Raw genomic sequence first — 15,697 nt, forward strand, 5'->3', positions numbered from 1 at the left:
TCCGGATGTTTCGCCCATGATCGTGACCCGCCGCCTCGTGCTTGCCGGCATCGCCGCCGGTGCCCTTTCCAGAAGTGCTCTCGCTGCCACTCCCTTCCCGACGCCGGATATCCCGCCGCTTGAAAACCGGGACTATGCGCAGGCGCGCAAACATTTTCGCACCTCTCTCCTGCGCAAGGGGCCGTCGCCGGAAGTCTCGCCGCCGCTCGGCACACCGCCGGGTGCAACACGCGTTACCTATCCGGGCGGCCCGGATGGTTCGATCCAGCTGATCGCCTGGCTTTCCCATTACGAGCCGTCGAAGACACTGAAACCCGCAGTGCTTTTCCTTCACGGCGGAAATGCCACCGGCGACGGCCATTGGGAACTGATGAAACCCTATTGGGAAGCAGGCTTTGTTGTTCTTCTGCCGTCCTTCCGTGGGGAGAACGGACAGGCCGGTTATTACTCCGGCTTCTACGATGAAACCGCCGATGCGCTGGCGGCTGCGACCTATCTGGAAAATCTGCCCGGAATAGACCGCAATCGCTTCTTCATCGCCGGTCATTCGAATGGCGGCACGCTGGCGCTGCTCGCCTCGATGACGCGCAAATTCCGCGCCGCCGCGCCTATCTCGGCCGGTGTCAGCGCCTGGCGCTATTTCGGTCGATATTCGAACGAAATGCCGTTTGATCCGGCGGATCCGATGGAATTCGTCATGCGCTCCTCCGCCTGTTTCGGCGCCAGCCTCAAATGCCCGACATATCTGCTGCGCGGCTCTGAGGAACGTCCGTTTGACAAGGACCATGAGTTGCTGATGGAGCGGGCAAGATCGGCAAGCGTCTCGATCGAAAAGAAACTGCTACCGGGCACGCATAACGGTGTCGTCCCCGGTGCCGTTGTCGAAAGCATCCATTTTTTCAACCAGTTTGCCTGATCGCGGGTGCTGCCGGGGCCGTTTGTCGAGCCAATAAAAAAGGCGGGATCTTGATCCCGCCTCTTCTTTTCATGTCGCTGATCTGATGATCAGAACTCTTCCCAGTTGTCCGCTGCCGGTGCCGCCGCAGCGCCGCTGCGACCGCCGCCGAAGGCCTGGGCAAGCTTGCCGACCATGCCGCGTGCTGGCGAGGCGACCGGTGCAGTGCCGCGCGAGGCGGCTTTCACCGGCGCGGCCATCATCGATGCCGTCTGGCGCAGTGCACCTGTCTGTTGCGAAAAGCCTGCGCTCGAACCCTGGCCGAGCTGGAACTGCGATACCAGTTCGCGCAGACGACCCGATTCCGTGGCCAGCGTGGCGCCTGCAGCATTGGCTTCTTCCACCATCGCTGCATTCTGCTGGGTCACCTGGTCCATCTGGTTGACCGCGGTGTTGACTTCCGCGAGGCCGACCGACTGTTCACGCGAGGAGGTGGCGATCGAATCCATATGCTGGTTGATCGTGACGATATAGGTCTCGATCGTCTTCAGCGCCGTACCGGTTTCGCTGACCAGCTTGACGCCGGTCTCGACCTCGACCGACGACTTGCCGATGAGATCCTTGATCTCCTTGGCTGCCTGGGCGGAACGCTGTGCCAGTTCGCGCACTTCCTGTGCGACAACGGCAAAGCCCTTGCCCGCTTCACCCGCACGCGCGGCCTCGACGCCGGCGTTGAGTGCCAGAAGATTGGTCTGGAAGGCAATGTCATCGATCACGCCGATGATGTTGGAAATCTGGCCGGACGATTCCTCGATCCGTTCCATGGCGTTGACCGCGTTGGCAACGACGACGCCGGACTGGCGGGCGCTTTCATTTGCCTGGATAGCAACGGTGCGGGCTTCTTCCGCACGCTTCGACGAGTTCGACACGTTGGTCGTGATCTGGTCGAGGGCGGCGGCGGTTTCTTCCAGCGAAGCGGCCTGCTGTTCGGTCCGCTTGGAAAGATCGTCGGCGCTCTGGCTGACCTCGCGCGAGCCCGAATCGATCGAGCTTGTCGCCTGGGCGACCGAGCCGAGCGTTCCGCGCAGCTGCGAAACTGTGGCGTTGAAATCTGCGCGCAGGCTTTCGAATTCCTGGGCGAAGGCCCGGTTCAGCTGGAATGTCAGATCGCCGGAGGAGAGGTGCTTGAGACCTGTGGCAAGGCCATTCGTGGCTTCAGCCATCGCTTCGGCGCGGATGCGGGCATCCTCGGCATTGCGCTGGCGCTGCTCTTCTGTGAGGCTGCGCTGTGCTTCCGCTTCGCTTTCAAGCGCCTGCGTCTTCAGGGCGTTGTCCTTGAACACCTGAACCGCCTGCGCCATCGTGCCGATCTCGTCGCGGCGGTCGAGACCAGGGATCTCGCGATTGGTTTCTCCCGAAGCAAGTTCCGCCATGCGGTCGCTCAGTCGAGCGATCGGGCCGGTAATCCCGCGCGAGGCGACGTAGAGGCCAAGCAGGATAAGCACGGCAAGCGAAATGCCCAATGCAATCACGCCGGTGATGATCGTATCGTTGGTATCGGCCTGAAGTTCGGCGGTGCCGGCATCGACCGTCTTCATCAACTCGTCATTACCGGAGGCGAAAAGCGGCAGGACCTGCATGACCTTGGCGCCGGCATCGCGCATGGCAGCGCGTGCCTGGATCGCCTGGCCGTTCTTGGCGAGCGTGATGACCTGCTGGCCCAGCTGGTCGAATTCATCGACTGCCTTCAATATGGCGTCGGCGGCAGCGCGGCGTGTGGGTACGAGATCCACGGTCATGCCGACGCGCTGCTTCATCAGGTCGCGGTCGCCTTCGTATTTTTTCACGGCAGCTGCAAATTCCGGCGAGGCCGGATCATTGACCTGCATCAGGCCGAGCTGCAGGCCCATCTGCAGCAATCCGGCCGTTGCGCGCGCATTCAGCGTTGCAGCCGTGCTCTCGTGCGAAATGAAATAGGAGTATCGTTCGTCGGCATTCTTGAACTGCATGCTGACATAGAAAAGCCCGATGAGTGCGATCGCACCCATCAGTGCGATGACCGCGACGATCTTCGTGCGGATTTTTGCATTTTCGAGGAACTGCATTTCGCTTCCTATTGGGAAAGGGCGATCCCGTGCGAAAATGCTGTCATACGCAGGGATGCTGTCTGAACCGATTACATGACGATCACCACCGCTCCCATCGCGGCTGAACCTCTTGCACCGTCGTGTGAGATCTAGCCTGGGCGCATTTAAATTTGATTAAACATGTTTCGAACCGTTCCTGATCGCGGGAATGCGCGCTGCGCCAGACACACCAGCTTCGCGCCAGCGCCACCTGCCAGAGTGTACATAGACGTCATCTGCTCGAGCGGGTCTTTATGCCGAACACATTTTCATCGTTTCGCCGCGCCACCGGTCTTGCGGCCGCACTGATTGCAACGACGGCGCTCGCCGGTTGCCAGGTTCCGTTCGTCACCGATACCAGCCGCGTGAACCCGAATGTTTTCGTTCAGGAAACGGCTCCGGTTTTCCACGTCCCGCCCTATCAGGATCCTCCGTCTAACCAGCCGCCGCCAATGCCGGGTGCCATCCCGCAGAAACGTCAGCTCTACCCGTCGGATTTCCACCAGAAATACGATCTCGGCGCGACCTACGGCCTGCCTGTTTCCAACCCCGTCTATCGAACCATGTACGACGTCACGCGCGACGCCGACCACACGCTTCCGGCGATCCCCTATTCGCGCGTCGATCAGCGTTTCCTGAGATCGCAAGTCGACTATCGCACCAACGAGGCGCCGGGCACGATCATCGTAGATACCCGTGCACACTACCTCTATCTGGTTCAGCCGGGCGGCAAGGCGATGCGATATGGCGTCGGGCTCGGCAAGGCCGGCTTCGCATGGTCCGGTCGCGGCGTGATCCAGCGCAAGGCGAAATGGCCACGCTGGACGCCGCCCGATGAGATGGTGTCCCGTGATCCAGGCCTGCGCCAGTTTGCTGCCGCCGAGGGCGGCGCGACCCCAGGCCTCAACAATCCGCTCGGTGCCCGCGCGCTCTATATCTTCAAGGATGGCAAGGACACGCTCTACCGCGTCCATGGAACGCCGGACTGGCAGTCTGTCGGCAAGGCCACGTCTTCGGGCTGTGTGCGCATGTTCAATCAGGATGTCATCGATCTTTTTGATCGTGTTCCGAACGGCACTCCGATCGTCGTTACCTGACCGATTATCCGTTGACTATAAGCCTGGAGCCGCCCGCAAGGCGGCTTCTTGCGTTCCTTCGGTCAATGTAAACGTTGCCGATTTGCCGCAGACCCGTCTCTTAGAGGTGGAGCATATGCTGCTGGAACCTTTCGCCTTCGAGATCGTTCGATTAAGCTTTGCGTTATCGCGTTCCTCTGGATGGTTCTCCCTGACATGACATTCGACACTTCCTTCTCTCGCCGGAGCTTCCTTACTCTTCTCGGCGCGGGCGCAGCCTCGACGCTTGCCGGCTGTGCCTCGACCACGCCATATGGCGGGCAGGTCATCACCTATCGAGACGGCATCAGCACCCAGCCGCCGGAGCCGGCCGGATACGATGCCGATGCGGCCCAGATGTATGGCAGCGTGCAAGATGGCGGTTTCGTCATCCCGGCCATCCCCTATCAGAAGATCAATCCGCGTTATTATCGCCAGCGCGTCGTCGATCCGACCGGCGAGCGCCCCGGCACGATCGTCGTCGATACGCCCTCGCGCTTCCTCTATCTGGTCGAGCCGGGTGGCTCTGCCATGCGTTACGGCGTCGGCATCGGCCGCGAAGGCTTTTCCTGGTCAGGCGAGGGCGTCATCCAGTGGAAGCAGAAATGGCCGAAATGGACCCCGCCGGATGAGATGGTCGCCCGCCAGCCCGAACTGGTCAAATATTCCGCCAAAAACGGCGGCATGGCTCCCGGCCTCAACAATCCGCTCGGCGCCCGCGCGCTCTATATATTCCAGAACGGCCAGGACACGCTTTACCGCCTGCATGGCTCGCCGGAGTGGAACTCGATCGGCAAGGCCGTCTCCTCCGGCTGCGTGCGCCTGATGAACCAGGACATCGTAGACCTTTATGAACGCGTTCCCGCCAAGACACGCATCGTGGTCTGGCAATAACGGAACTCTTCTCAAGATGTTATCCTCGGCCTCGTGCCGGGGATTTTCTTTCCGGCACGTCAGTCTACGCGAACATTTCTAGGATCGCACCGAAACATGTGTTAAGCGCCAGCCGAATAAAAGCAGGAGCGCAACATGACCGAACTGACCGTAGAAGACGCAACCAACCGCATCTATGAATCGCTCCACGCGGACAATGCCGATATCGACACCCATATCGCATCTCTGAAAGCTGCTCTGGCAAAGGCCGGCCAAAAGGAAGCCGTCTTCGATCCGGCCAAAATCTCGCAGAACAACCGTTCCGGCCGCAAACTGATGCAGGCCTATTTTCGCCAGCGCGGCGTGACGGTAAAATTTTCGGCGTGATGACTTGGTCGAACCGTGATGCAGGCTTTGCATCACGGCTGACTTGCGGGCGAAGCGGATGCCGGAGGGTGATTGAGCCGCGCGGGCAGCCAACTGGGCCAACCGCAAATGCTCCTCTTATATGAGGCCGTGCATGTGCTTCATGGGCTGCAGTACGATATCCGCAATGGCCGAAATTCCGACCTTGAATGCCTCCTGATATCCAGGATCGGCGACCATATTCTTGAATGCCGACCGATTTGGATATTGAACCAGCACGGCAGCATCCCACCCTGCTGCCGGCCCTGCGGTGAGCAGAGGCAGGCCGTCACCGCCAAACAGAATTTGTGCGCCAAAGCGCGCCAAAATCGGCTTGGCCATCTTATGGTATTGGCGATACCTTTCCCGTCCGTCATCGGGTTTGAAGTTGATCAGGTTCAGCATCACGATGGGCGTGTCGTCGGCTTCACTCAGGAAGACCTCGACTGCAGCTGGGGACAATTCAGCCATTCGCTTATCTTTCTTAAACACTTTGCTCGGAGGGCGTGCACCCGGCAAACGAATAGCGTGTTCATTTGTCAGAAACTGTCAGGAGTGAACGCCAGTCGCGATCCTGTTCGTGCCACTGTTTCACGATCGATTGTCGTCGGCCGGGATAACGCTCCTGCAAAACGGTTGTCAGTTGCAACCGATCTATGCGGAAGTGACGGAAGGCCGATCTCTGTTCGCACCATGCGGCGAGTACCCGCACACCGTCGAAATAGACGATGGCTATCGGCCAGATGGTGCGATCCGACAATGAACCATGAGCGTCTTCATAGCTGATCTCGACTTTGCGCTGCCGACGAATGGCCTCTCGCAATGATGCGGCGTGTGGAGGGTCGACAAGCTCCGACGATGGCGCCGCCGTTATAAGGCCAGACGCTTCATCGCTCGTCGCAGAAGGTGCCTTTCCAACGGAAAGGATCTTTGCCAATGCGCTTTCGCTGCCATGTGCCAGCGCCGGATCGGCGCGTTGCTGCACCCAACTCAAGCCGAGCTTGATCGCGTCCAGTTCGTCCGGTGAAAATGCGAATTCTGGAAGGAAGTAGCCATCTCTCAGACAAAAGCCAATGCCCGCTTGTGCATCGATCGGCGCTCCCAAAGCGCGCAACGTATCTATATCCCGGTATATGCTCCGCTCCGACACCCCCAGCCGATCCGCGAGATCGAGGGCAGTGACGGGTATCCTGCGTGCTCGCAGTATGCCGAGTAGTTCAAATAATCGACCCGTTCGCGACATATGCAGATATCCCTCGGCAAGTTCGGTGCCCGCTTCCTACTTCTCCTCGGCCCCCTCAAGCCGATCCTTCAGCCCCACCAGCGCGGCCCTCAGCGTTCCCACCTCTTCGAGGCTGCATCCTGTCGCCTTGCCGATGGCTTGCATCACGCCGGCTGACCGATCCTTCAGCTCCAGCCCCTGCGGCGTCAGCGTGATCTTCACCTGCCGTTCGTCTTCCGCATCGCGCTTGCGCTTGACGAGGCCGGATTGCTCCAGTCGCTTGAGGAGCGGCGAGAGCGTGCCGGAGTCGAGCCCCAACCTGTCGCCGAGCGCCTTCACCTTCTGACCATCTTCCGCCCAGAGTGCCATCATCACCAGATATTGCGGATAGGTCAGTCCGAGCGGTTCGAGCAGGGGCTTGTATGCGCGCGTAAACGCATGCGCCGCGCCATAGATGGCGAAACACAGCATCGCATCCAGCCCGCCGGCTGCTGCCTCGCGGCTTTCGACCTCATCGTTTTTATTCGGCTCTGCCCCTGTCATCACGAAACCGTGCTCTATCTCTTTCATAATCTATTCTCGCAGGCTTGACGTCAGAATGCAATGCGCATAAATCTATTGCACGCAATTGAATTGCGAACGATTTAACCGAAGGGAGTACGAACATGCCCATTCTTTATACCACCAAGGGTTCTGCCACCGGCGGCCGTGCAGGCCACGGCGCCTCTGAAAACGGCGTTCTCGATGTCACGCTGACAGTCCCGAAGGAACTCGGCGGCGACGGCGCAACCGGCACCAACCCCGAACAGCTTTTCGCAGTCGGTTATTCCGCCTGCTTCCTCGGCGCGCTGAAGGCCGTTGCCGGCAAGGAAAAGGTGAAGATCCCGGAAGACGCCAAGGTGACGGCAACGGTCGGCATCGGCCCGCGTGAAGACGGCACCGGCTTCGGTATCGAAGTCTCGCTCTCCGTTTCGATCCCCGGAATGGACAAGGCACAGGCCGAAGATCTGGTCGCCAAGGCGCATATCGTTTGCCCCTACAGCCATGCCATGCGCACCGCCACGGAAGTTCCGGTCACGGTCGCCTGAACATCGTAGGCATATGAGGTGCCGTCTTCGGGCGGCATCCGGACCATGTTTTTAAAACGGCTGGAAGCCTCGGGGCTTCCGGCCGTTTTGCCATATCAGTTCCGTTGCAGGGCGAGATGAGCGCCAAGCCCGATCAGAACCGCCCCGCCGGCCCGCTGCATCATCTTTTGCGCCGCGGCCGATTTCTTCAGGCCCTTGACGACGGCGCCTGCGAGAAACACGCAGACGATATCGGCGGACGAGAAAGTGAGGTTCACCACCGCGCCGAGGATCAGGAACTGCAGCCAGACGGGAAAGGCCGCCGACGCATCGACGAATTGCGGCAGGAAGGCCATGAAGAAGATCGCCGTCTTCGGGTTCAGCACCTCGACTGTAATGCTTTCCACAAAGGCGCGGCGGGCGGATTTCTGGCCGATCACGGGCAGGGAAGGATCGCCGCTTGTCCTGGCTCTAAAAAGCGAGATACCGAGCCAGATCAGATAGCCCGCTCCGATCATCTTTACCGCCAGATAAAGCGTCGGCACTGCATGGAAGAGAACGGAAAGCCCGGCAGCAGAAGCAACCACATGCACATAACAGCCCAGATGAATGCCGAGCGTTGCCATCAGCCCGCCTTTGCGCCCCCGCGCCATTGTCTGCGCCGCGGCATAGAGCATCGCCGGGCCGGGAATATAGGCGAACACCGCAGTCGTGATGAAGAAGGTGATCAGCAATTCGACAGATGGCATCGGGTGATCCTTGGCGAGAATGATAGGCGAAACACTATTCTTTAGCCCGGCCAAAAGCCATCAGGTCATCTCATCCGAAAATCTGCAAAACCATTGTCTTTGGAAAGATATCGTTTATATTCTTTCGTGGGAAAGGAATAATGCCATGGCTTACGCATCGAAAAATCCCGATCTCGTCATCTCGGAAGCGCAGGTGGTGACCAAGGCCACTGTCGCGGCTGCAGACCGGCTCGGCCTCAGCGCCCGCACGCTTGCCGGCATTGTCGGCGTGTCGGAAGCCTCCGTATCGCGCATGAAGCGGCTGGATCATCTCCTGGAAAAGGGCACAAAACCCTTCGAGCTGGCGCTGTTGCTGATCCGTCTTTTCCGCTCCCTCGATGCCATCACCGGCGGCGATGAACAGGTGGCGCGCGCCTGGCTGAAGAACCACAACACGGCTCTCTCCGGTATTCCCGCCGACAAGATCCTCTCCATTTCCGGTCTGACTGATGTCCTTGCCTATCTGGATGCCCGCCGCGCTCTCGTCTGAGTTCAGACGGCTGAGCACGACTGTCTGGCGTCTCGTCGAGGCGCAGCATCGTGTCTCGACGATGAAGCTGGTCGATCATGTCGATGAGCAGGCGCTGCTTGAAAACCTTCTGGAAGAAACCAAGCCCGCCTATCCGCCGGAATGCGAAGGGCTGGATTATCTGTTGAAGACGCCGTTCCGTTACGGCGCGGCCTATCCGCATGGCTCCCGTTTCCGCCGCGCCGGCAAGACACCGGGCGTTTTCTATGCGGCCTTCGAGATTTCCACCGCGATTGCCGAAATGGCGTTTTACCGTTTGTTGTTCTTCGCAGAATCTCCGGCCACGCCGCTGCCGTCCAATCCCGCCGAATACACGGCCTTTGCCGTCTCGATCGACAGCGCAAAGATCCTGGACCTCACCACAGCCCCATTCGATCGGGATCGTGCGGCCTGGGAAGATCGACAGGACTACGCTGCCTGCCAGGCTTTCGCTGAAACCGCCCGCAGCGCCGATGCCGAAGCGATCGTCTACCGTTCTGTTCGCGATCCTGAGGGCGGGTTGAATATCGCGCTGCTGATGGCCTCCGCCTTTGCTGCGCCTGAACCATCAGAACGGCAGACATGGCGAATTCGCCTGTCACGGGCAGGCGTACAGGCGATCCGCAATCATCCGCTACTGAGAATGGGATTTTCAATTGCCGATTTTGCTGACGATCCACGTATAGCGGCGGTGATCAAGCCCTGATCGGCCTCAGAATGTCGGGTGTAAAAACGAAAAAAGGCCGGGGCAATGTTGCTCCGACCTCTCTCATCGCCGCTTTACCCACCAGTGCCAGTACATCCGTGGTCAAAAGCTGAAAGCAGCGGCGGCAATTGCGAGCAGCACATGGGTTAAGCGCTCATCAGCAATGCCGATGAAGCTTATGTAATCCATGATTGTGTTGAAATCAAGAATAACTGCTATCTGCGGCAATTATGCGCGTTTGCCGCGTATCATGCGGATTGCCCGTTTCTGTCCGCCTGACGAAATCGACGAAGGCGCGCAAGGCCGCCGGCATCTGGCGACGGCTCGGGTAATAGAGATAGAAGCCGGAATAATAGGGGCACCAGTCTTCGAGCATGCGCGTGAGCCGGCCATCCGACACCAGGTCCTTCACCTGATCCTCGAAGGTGAAGGCAATGCCAGCACCTGCAAGTGCTGCATCCACCATCATGTCCTGATCGTCGAGCACAAGGGCGCCATCCACCTCCACCGACAGTTCCACACCGCCACGCTCGAATTCCCAGGCGTAAAGCCGACCCGTGCCGAAACGAAAGCCGATGCAGGGCAGGGATTTCAACTGTTCCGGCGTAACCGGCTTCGGATGTTTTTCGAAAAAGTCGGGCGTCGCGACGATCGCTGTCCGCTGCCTTGGACCGATCGGAACCGCGATCATATCCTGCGCAATGATTTCGCCGAAACGAACACCGGCATCGAACCCTTCCGACACCATGTCGACCAGCTCGTTGTTGATGACGATCTCGATGCCGACCCTCGGATGGGCCTCCAGAAACCGCGCGACCAGCGGCAGAAGCACCATCCGCGCTGAAGGCCGCGAGGCATTGATCCGCAACCGCCCGACCGGCGTGCCGCGAAAATTGTTGAGGTCGTCCAGCGCATCCTCGATATCGCGGAAGGCGGGGGCGACGCGCGAAAGCAGCCGCTCGCCGGCCTCCGTCAGCGCCACGCTGCGCGTCGTGCGGTTGAACAGCCGCACATCCAGCCGCTCCTCCAGCGCCTTCAGGGAATGGCTGAGCGCAGATGGCGTACAGCCCAGTTCGTCGGCCGCGCGACGAAAGCTCTTGTGTCGCGCCAGCGCCAGAAACGGTGACAGATCGGTGGGTGAGAAAATTGCCATTGCTGAATTTTACTCATCAACTCGAAGAGAATCCAGTCGATTATCTCACGAGCGGTGTCGGCGTAAAAATGTCCTCAGCCGCCGATCAACGGAACGGCATCACGAAAGAGGAGATTTCAACATGCGTACATGGTTCATCACTGGTGCATCCCGCGGCTTTGGCGCCCTGATCACCGAAAAGGCTTTGGCAAAGGGCGATAACGTCGTCGCCACCGCCCGCAATCCGAAATCGGTGACGGAACGTTTCGGCGACCATCCGAACCTTCTCGCCGTCGCATTCGATGTCAACGACGAGACCCAGGCTCATGATGCCGCCAAGGCTGCGATTGCCCGCTTCGGCCGCATCGACGTTCTGGTCAACAATGCCGGTTTCGGCCTGCTCGGCGCAATCGAGGAAGCGAGTGCTGAGGAAGTCGAGGCGATCTACCGCACCAATGTCTTCGGGCTTCTCTCCGTCACCCGTGCCACACTCCCGCATATGCGTCGTCAGCGCTCGGGCCATATCCTCAACTTCTCGTCCATCGGTGGATATCGCAGTTCAGCCGGTTTCGGCGTCTACTGCTCGGCGAAATTCGCCGTCGAAGGCCTGACGGAAGCGCTGGCCGATGAACTCGCTCCCCTCGGCATCTTCGCCACCGCCATCGAACCCGGCTATTTCCGCACGGATTTCCTCGAAGGCAATTCGCTCAGTGTGAGCCCGGTCGAGATTGCCGATTATGCGCAAACCGCCGGCGTGGTGCGCGAAAAGGCAAAACACATCAGCCGCAACCAGCCCGGCAATCCGCAGAAACTCGCCGACGTGCTGATCGATTTCGTCGATATGGAAAACCCGCCGGTCCGCCTACCGCTCGGCAGCGACACGGTCGCGGCCATCGAAGCCAAGATCGCCTCCGATACTGCGCTGCTGGAGCGGGTAAGGGCGATCTCTGTGTCGACGGATTTCGACAAGACTGAAGCCGCCTGAGCGGCCGCGCTACCAATATCAAAAGCGCCCGGTGATGAGCCGGGCGTTTGGTTGCTCTGTATTTGCCAGATCCATCAGCCTATCGTCATGCGCCGCAGCACATTGGTTTTCCAATAGAAATGATGCGCCAGTGCGCCACCGACATGCATTGCCAGTATCAGCCAGAGAATGACTTTGAGAATATCCGCGTGGAGGTCTCCGGCACTGCCCCAGCCCAGATAATAGGCGCCGATACCCGTCAAGGGCATCATAAGCAGCAATACGTAAAGCAGAACATGCGCGATTTTTGCCCCAAGCCTGAATATCGCAGGCTCACTCACGGGCGCAGCCGGAACGCCCTGGATATTGCGCAATAAAAGCCGAAGCAACACCATGAGCAATACCGCAAGGCCGGCATAGGCATGGATATTGGCCGAGGCAATCTGATCCACGGTGGCGGCTCCGGTCCGCCGCATGGCGTGTTGCCACGCATTCATGCCGTCCGGCAAAAGCAGGTTGAACAACACGAGTATAGCAGTCAGCCAGTGGAGAATACGCTGCGGCAGAGAATAGGTAATCGGCGATGTCATCTGAATTCGCTCTCGATTTGGAAGAACTGGTCGTTCGGCGACTGATTTATTTGGTGACGGTCAGGGTCCCATGCATGCCCGCTTCATAGTGGCCCATGATGTTGCAGAAGAGCATGTAATGACCGGGTGAAAGTCTGGCTTTCAACGAACCGTTCGCGCCTGGTTTGAGATCCGCGACCTCGCCAAGACTTTTAAGCTGCTTTTCATCAATGCGATGCTTGCCCTTGATGACGGTGATCTTCTGGTCGGCAGACTTCAGCTTCACCAGCACCATTTCGTGTTCCTCGGTCATCGCCGCATTGTGCACCGAAAAGACGACTTCACCGGCCTTGATGATGGACTGGTCCATCTTGAGGCTCATGGGGCCACCGCCTTCGCCGTCTTCGATGACATTGATAGCCGTGGCCGCGAAGGCCTGTGGTGCCAGCGACATAAATGCGATTGTGCCTAGTGCCAGGAAATGTCTGCGCATCATGGATCTCCTCAGGTTTATCCCGCCGGAGACTTAGAACCGTTTTCTGACGGCACTCTGAACGCGAAACGTGTCTAGGAGGCTTGTTTCAATCCTGCCAGCAATTGCCGCACCCCATCCGATCCGCCAGCACCCAGTTCAGCATCGATTTCCGCGTGAACCCGTGTCCAGATCGGCAAGGCTGCAGAAAGCATCGCCATCCCCGCTTCGGTCAGCGTCAAAAGTCGCCCGCGGCGATCTTTCGGGTCGGTCTCGGTTCTGACCAGCCCGCGCCGTTCCAGAACCTTGAGCGCCGCCGTCAAAGTCGTGCGGTCCATGGCGAGTAGATCGCAGACGGATTTCATCGTCGCCGGCACCGGTCGGTTGAGTGACATCATCAGCGAAAACTGCCCGTTATTCAGCCCGATAGGTTTCATCGCCACATCGAAACGCCGGGCAAGCGCCCGTGCCGCCCGCTGCACATGCAGGCACAGGCAGGTGTCCCGTACATGCAGGGTCGTGGAGAATGGAATTGATTCGGAATTTGACAGCATGGAATAATCATGTTGATATCAACGTAATCTGTCAAGGAAGAGGAGGTTCCGGGCATGGATATCACCGCATCCGCAAAGAATAACCCCGACAATCCGGTCGTCGACAAGGATGAATGGCGCAATGCGCGCCTTAAACTTCTGGAGCTTGAGAAGGAAGAAACCCACCTGCGCGACAGAGTGCGGGCGGCGCGCCAGGCGCTCCCTCGGGTGAAGGTCAACAAAGATTATACCTTCGAGACGCTTGCCGGCCGAAAGACACTCGCCGAGCTTTTCGATGGCCGCAGCCAGTTGCTTGTCTATCATTTCATGCTCGGCCCGGATTGGGACGAGGGCTGTATCGGCTGCTCCTTCTTCTGCGATCATGTCGAAGGCGCGCTGCCGCATCTCAACAACCACGACGTCACCTGGGTGGCGGTCTCGCGCGCACCGCTCGCAAAGATCGAGGCCTATCGCAAGCGCATGGGCTGGAATTTCCCCTGGGTCTCGTCCTTCGGCGATGATTTCAACTACGATTACAACGTCTCCTTCTCGGATGAGGAGCGGGCATCCGGCGCCGTCGAATACAATTACCGTAAGGTGCCGACCACAGAGATCGCCGATGAGGAACACGGCATGTCCTCTTTCTACCGTAACGAGGCAGGCGAGATCTTTCACACCTATTCGACCTACGCCCGCGGCGGCGAAGAGGTCTGCGGCACGCTGATGCTGCTCGACCGGGCACCGCTCGGCCGCAATGAAACCTCGACCATGAGTTTCCTGAAGCGCCACGATGAATATGAAACGGCGCCAAAGGAGAAGGGTTCATCCTGCTGCCATTGAGGCGGTGCAGATTTCATAATCAGGGAGGAAAAGACAATGACGATGGTCATGGCAAAACCGCGCGCCGAGCACGGGTTTCTGGAGAGGATGGTCGGCACCTGGGATGTCACCTCGGATATGAGCGGCGAAATGCCATGGGTCGAAAACGTCCGTTCGCTTCAGGGAATCTGGATTATCGCCGAAGGCACCGGCATGATGCCGAAAGGAGACGGCGGCGAAGGAGGAGAACCCGCAACCACCATGCTCACGCTCGGACATGACGCCGCCAAGGGCAAATATGTCGGCACCTGGTTTGGTTCGATGATGGATTATCTCTGGGTCTACGAAGGCGAGGTCGAGCCGGATGGCAAGACGCTCAGTCTCTATACGACAGGGCCGACGATGAGCGGCGAGGGCATGGCCGATTACCGCGAGCAGGTCACCTTCCTGGCCGATGACCACCGCACTTTCACCTCCAGCGCCAGGCAACCGGATGGCAGCTGGAAACAGTTCATGGAAGCGCATTATCGCCGCAAAGGCTGAGAGCCTTCCTTTCCCTAACCGATCACGAGGATAGTGCCATGCTGCAGACTGCTTCCAACACGCGTTCCGCCATTCATGGAAAATTCATCTGGTGCGAGCTGATGACCTCCGACACCAGGGCCGCCGGTGATTTTTATTCCGCCGTTGTCGGCTGGAAGGTGAATTCCATACAGATGCCGGATTTGCCGTCCTATTATCTGTTCGAAATGGGCGAGGGAGAAAACTGCCCCGGCATCGGCGGCATGATGAATTTCCCGCCCGAACTGGAAGGCAAGCTGCCGCCGAACTGGACGGGTTACGTCGCGGTCGATGACGTGGATGAGACGGCGAAGGAATATGTTTCACTCGGTGGCCGGGTTCAGCGCGAGCCGGACGATATTCCAGGCATCGGCCGGTTTGCCGTTGTCGCCGATCCGCATGGCGCAGTGCTTTGCATCATGACGCCGATCCCACCGGAAAATCCGCCACGCGAACTGGGACCGGAAGACCCGGGCAATGTCGGCTGGCGCGAGCTTTACGCCGGTGAGGTAAACGAGGCTTTCGACTTCTACGCCAAGGTTTTCGGCTGGACCAAGGACCATGATTTCGACATGGGCGCGATGGGGCCGTACCGCATCTTCGCCCATGGAGGCAAAGCCATCGGTGGCATGATGACGAGGCCCGAAACCGTGCCGATGGCCTGCTGGAGTTATTATTTCAATGTCGAGGCGATCGACGCAGCGATCGACCGGATCAAGGCAAATGGCGGCGCGGTGGTGTTTGGCCCGCAGGACGTGCCCGGCGGCAGCTGGATCGTCCAGGCGACGGACCCGCAGGGTGCGTTCTTCTGCCTGGTGGCACCGGGAAGGTAGATAATTAAAGACCTCTCCCAACCCTCCCCACAAGGGGGAGGGCTTAACCCAGCCGAGACGTTGAAGCAAAATCAGGGCAGAAGTTTGCCGCGGATTTTCTCCCCCTTTG

Annotated in this window: 20 protein-coding genes; 11 read left to right on the plus strand and 9 right to left on the minus strand. The window is 59.2% G+C overall.

Translation table 11 applies throughout. The annotated features are described in order from the left end of the window. Positions 1–16: 16 nt before the first annotated feature. Positions 17–916, plus strand: a complete 900-nt coding sequence (locus ACI3K0_RS07005) for a S9 family peptidase (RefSeq protein ID WP_183822826.1) — start codon at positions 17–19, stop codon at positions 914–916. Positions 917–1,005: 89 nt separating this feature from the next. On the opposite strand, the gene ACI3K0_RS07010 is transcribed toward ACI3K0_RS07005, so the two are convergent. Continuing rightward, positions 1,006–3,000 (minus strand): methyl-accepting chemotaxis protein, encoded by a 1,995-nt coding sequence (locus ACI3K0_RS07010; protein WP_148143998.1) that lies wholly within the window; start codon positions 2,998–3,000, stop codon positions 1,006–1,008. Positions 3,001–3,275: 275 nt separating this feature from the next. Here ACI3K0_RS07010 and ACI3K0_RS07015 point away from each other — a divergent pair, with 275 nt between their 5' ends. The 3 genes from ACI3K0_RS07015 (at position 3,276) to ACI3K0_RS07025 (ending at position 5,396) form a co-directional block, all read left to right on the plus strand. Beyond that, a complete protein-coding gene (locus ACI3K0_RS07015; RefSeq protein WP_183822824.1) occupies positions 3,276–4,118 on the plus strand; it encodes a L,D-transpeptidase in 843 nt (280 codons plus the stop codon). Between the two features lie 195 nt (positions 4,119–4,313). Next, positions 4,314–5,030: a L,D-transpeptidase gene (locus ACI3K0_RS07020; RefSeq protein ID WP_148143996.1), complete on the plus strand. Its 717-nt coding sequence runs from the start codon at positions 4,314–4,316 to the stop codon at positions 5,028–5,030. A 135-nt stretch (positions 5,031–5,165) separates the two neighbouring features. Then, a complete protein-coding gene (locus ACI3K0_RS07025) occupies positions 5,166–5,396 on the plus strand; it encodes a hypothetical protein (RefSeq protein WP_183822822.1) in 231 nt (76 codons plus the stop codon). Between the two features lie 117 nt (positions 5,397–5,513). Here the strand turns inward: ACI3K0_RS07025 and ACI3K0_RS07030 are convergent, their stop codons facing one another. The 3 genes from ACI3K0_RS07030 to ACI3K0_RS07040 form a co-directional block, all read right to left on the minus strand. After that, entirely contained in the window at positions 5,514–5,885 is a 372-nt protein-coding gene (locus tag ACI3K0_RS07030; RefSeq protein ID WP_183822820.1) for a DUF1330 domain-containing protein, read from the minus strand. 61 nt (positions 5,886–5,946) lie between these two features. After that, positions 5,947–6,657: a YafY family protein gene (locus ACI3K0_RS07035; RefSeq protein ID WP_183822818.1), complete on the minus strand. Its 711-nt coding sequence runs from the start codon at positions 6,655–6,657 to the stop codon at positions 5,947–5,949. Positions 6,658–6,693: 36 nt separating this feature from the next. Continuing rightward, on the minus strand, positions 6,694–7,107 hold the full coding sequence (locus ACI3K0_RS07040; RefSeq protein ID WP_246436014.1) for a MarR family winged helix-turn-helix transcriptional regulator: 414 nt from the start codon (positions 7,105–7,107) through the stop codon (positions 6,694–6,696). A gap of 194 nt (positions 7,108–7,301) precedes the next feature. Here ACI3K0_RS07040 and ACI3K0_RS07045 point away from each other — a divergent pair, with 194 nt between their 5' ends. After that, positions 7,302–7,724, plus strand: a complete 423-nt coding sequence (locus ACI3K0_RS07045) for an organic hydroperoxide resistance protein (protein ID WP_148143992.1) — start codon at positions 7,302–7,304, stop codon at positions 7,722–7,724. A 95-nt stretch (positions 7,725–7,819) separates the two neighbouring features. On the opposite strand, the gene ACI3K0_RS07050 is transcribed toward ACI3K0_RS07045, so the two are convergent. Continuing rightward, the gene (locus ACI3K0_RS07050; protein ID WP_183822816.1) at positions 7,820–8,452 is read right to left on the minus strand and encodes a LysE family translocator; all 633 of its coding nucleotides are present in this window, start codon (positions 8,450–8,452) and stop codon (positions 7,820–7,822) included. A gap of 145 nt (positions 8,453–8,597) precedes the next feature. On the opposite strand from ACI3K0_RS07050, the gene ACI3K0_RS07055 reads away from it, so the two are divergent. Together ACI3K0_RS07055 and ACI3K0_RS07060 are read left to right on the plus strand one after the other, a co-directional pair. Beyond that, positions 8,598–8,981, plus strand: coding sequence for an MbcA/ParS/Xre antitoxin family protein (locus tag ACI3K0_RS07055; RefSeq protein ID WP_183822814.1), 384 nt, complete (start codon positions 8,598–8,600; stop codon positions 8,979–8,981). Next, complete coding sequence (locus ACI3K0_RS07060) at positions 8,941–9,705, plus strand: RES family NAD+ phosphorylase (RefSeq protein ID WP_183822812.1); 765 nt, start codon at positions 8,941–8,943, stop codon at positions 9,703–9,705. The genes ACI3K0_RS07055 and ACI3K0_RS07060 overlap by 41 nt, the downstream gene beginning before the upstream one ends. 202 nt (positions 9,706–9,907) lie before the next feature. On the opposite strand, the gene ACI3K0_RS07065 is transcribed toward ACI3K0_RS07060, so the two are convergent. Further along, on the minus strand, positions 9,908–10,858 hold the full coding sequence (locus tag ACI3K0_RS07065; RefSeq protein WP_183822810.1) for a LysR family transcriptional regulator: 951 nt from the start codon (positions 10,856–10,858) through the stop codon (positions 9,908–9,910). Between the two features lie 121 nt (positions 10,859–10,979). Here ACI3K0_RS07065 and ACI3K0_RS07070 point away from each other — a divergent pair, with 121 nt between their 5' ends. After that, positions 10,980–11,822 (plus strand): SDR family NAD(P)-dependent oxidoreductase, encoded by an 843-nt coding sequence (locus ACI3K0_RS07070; protein WP_404945160.1) that lies wholly within the window; start codon positions 10,980–10,982, stop codon positions 11,820–11,822. Positions 11,823–11,896: 74 nt separating this feature from the next. Here ACI3K0_RS07070 and ACI3K0_RS07075 read toward each other — a convergent pair whose 3' ends face one another. The 3 genes from ACI3K0_RS07075 to ACI3K0_RS07085 form a co-directional block, all read right to left on the minus strand. Beyond that, a complete protein-coding gene (locus ACI3K0_RS07075) occupies positions 11,897–12,391 on the minus strand; it encodes a cytochrome b/b6 domain-containing protein (RefSeq protein ID WP_148143986.1) in 495 nt (164 codons plus the stop codon). A 46-nt stretch (positions 12,392–12,437) separates the two neighbouring features. Continuing rightward, a complete protein-coding gene (locus ACI3K0_RS07080; protein ID WP_246435918.1) occupies positions 12,438–12,863 on the minus strand; it encodes a plastocyanin/azurin family copper-binding protein in 426 nt (141 codons plus the stop codon). A 74-nt stretch (positions 12,864–12,937) separates the two neighbouring features. Beyond that, entirely contained in the window at positions 12,938–13,393 is a 456-nt protein-coding gene (locus ACI3K0_RS07085; RefSeq protein WP_183685064.1) for a MarR family winged helix-turn-helix transcriptional regulator, read from the minus strand. A gap of 57 nt (positions 13,394–13,450) precedes the next feature. Here ACI3K0_RS07085 and ACI3K0_RS07090 point away from each other — a divergent pair, with 57 nt between their 5' ends. Genes ACI3K0_RS07090 through ACI3K0_RS07100 form a run of 3 tightly spaced genes read left to right on the plus strand, consistent with a single transcriptional unit; the run spans position 13,451 to position 15,588 of the window. After that, the gene (locus ACI3K0_RS07090; RefSeq protein ID WP_183822806.1) at positions 13,451–14,215 is read left to right on the plus strand and encodes a thioredoxin family protein; all 765 of its coding nucleotides are present in this window, start codon (positions 13,451–13,453) and stop codon (positions 14,213–14,215) included. A 42-nt stretch (positions 14,216–14,257) separates the two neighbouring features. After that, entirely contained in the window at positions 14,258–14,737 is a 480-nt protein-coding gene (locus tag ACI3K0_RS07095; RefSeq protein WP_183824062.1) for a DUF1579 domain-containing protein, read from the plus strand. Positions 14,738–14,775: 38 nt separating this feature from the next. Beyond that, positions 14,776–15,588, plus strand: a complete 813-nt coding sequence (locus ACI3K0_RS07100; protein ID WP_404945161.1) for a VOC family protein — start codon at positions 14,776–14,778, stop codon at positions 15,586–15,588. Positions 15,589–15,697: the final 109 nt, after the last annotated feature.

The sequence above is a fragment of the Rhizobium sp. ZW T2_16 genome (assembly GCF_044987325.1).
GTDB lineage: Bacteria > Pseudomonadota > Alphaproteobacteria > Rhizobiales > Rhizobiaceae > Neorhizobium > Neorhizobium cellulosilyticum.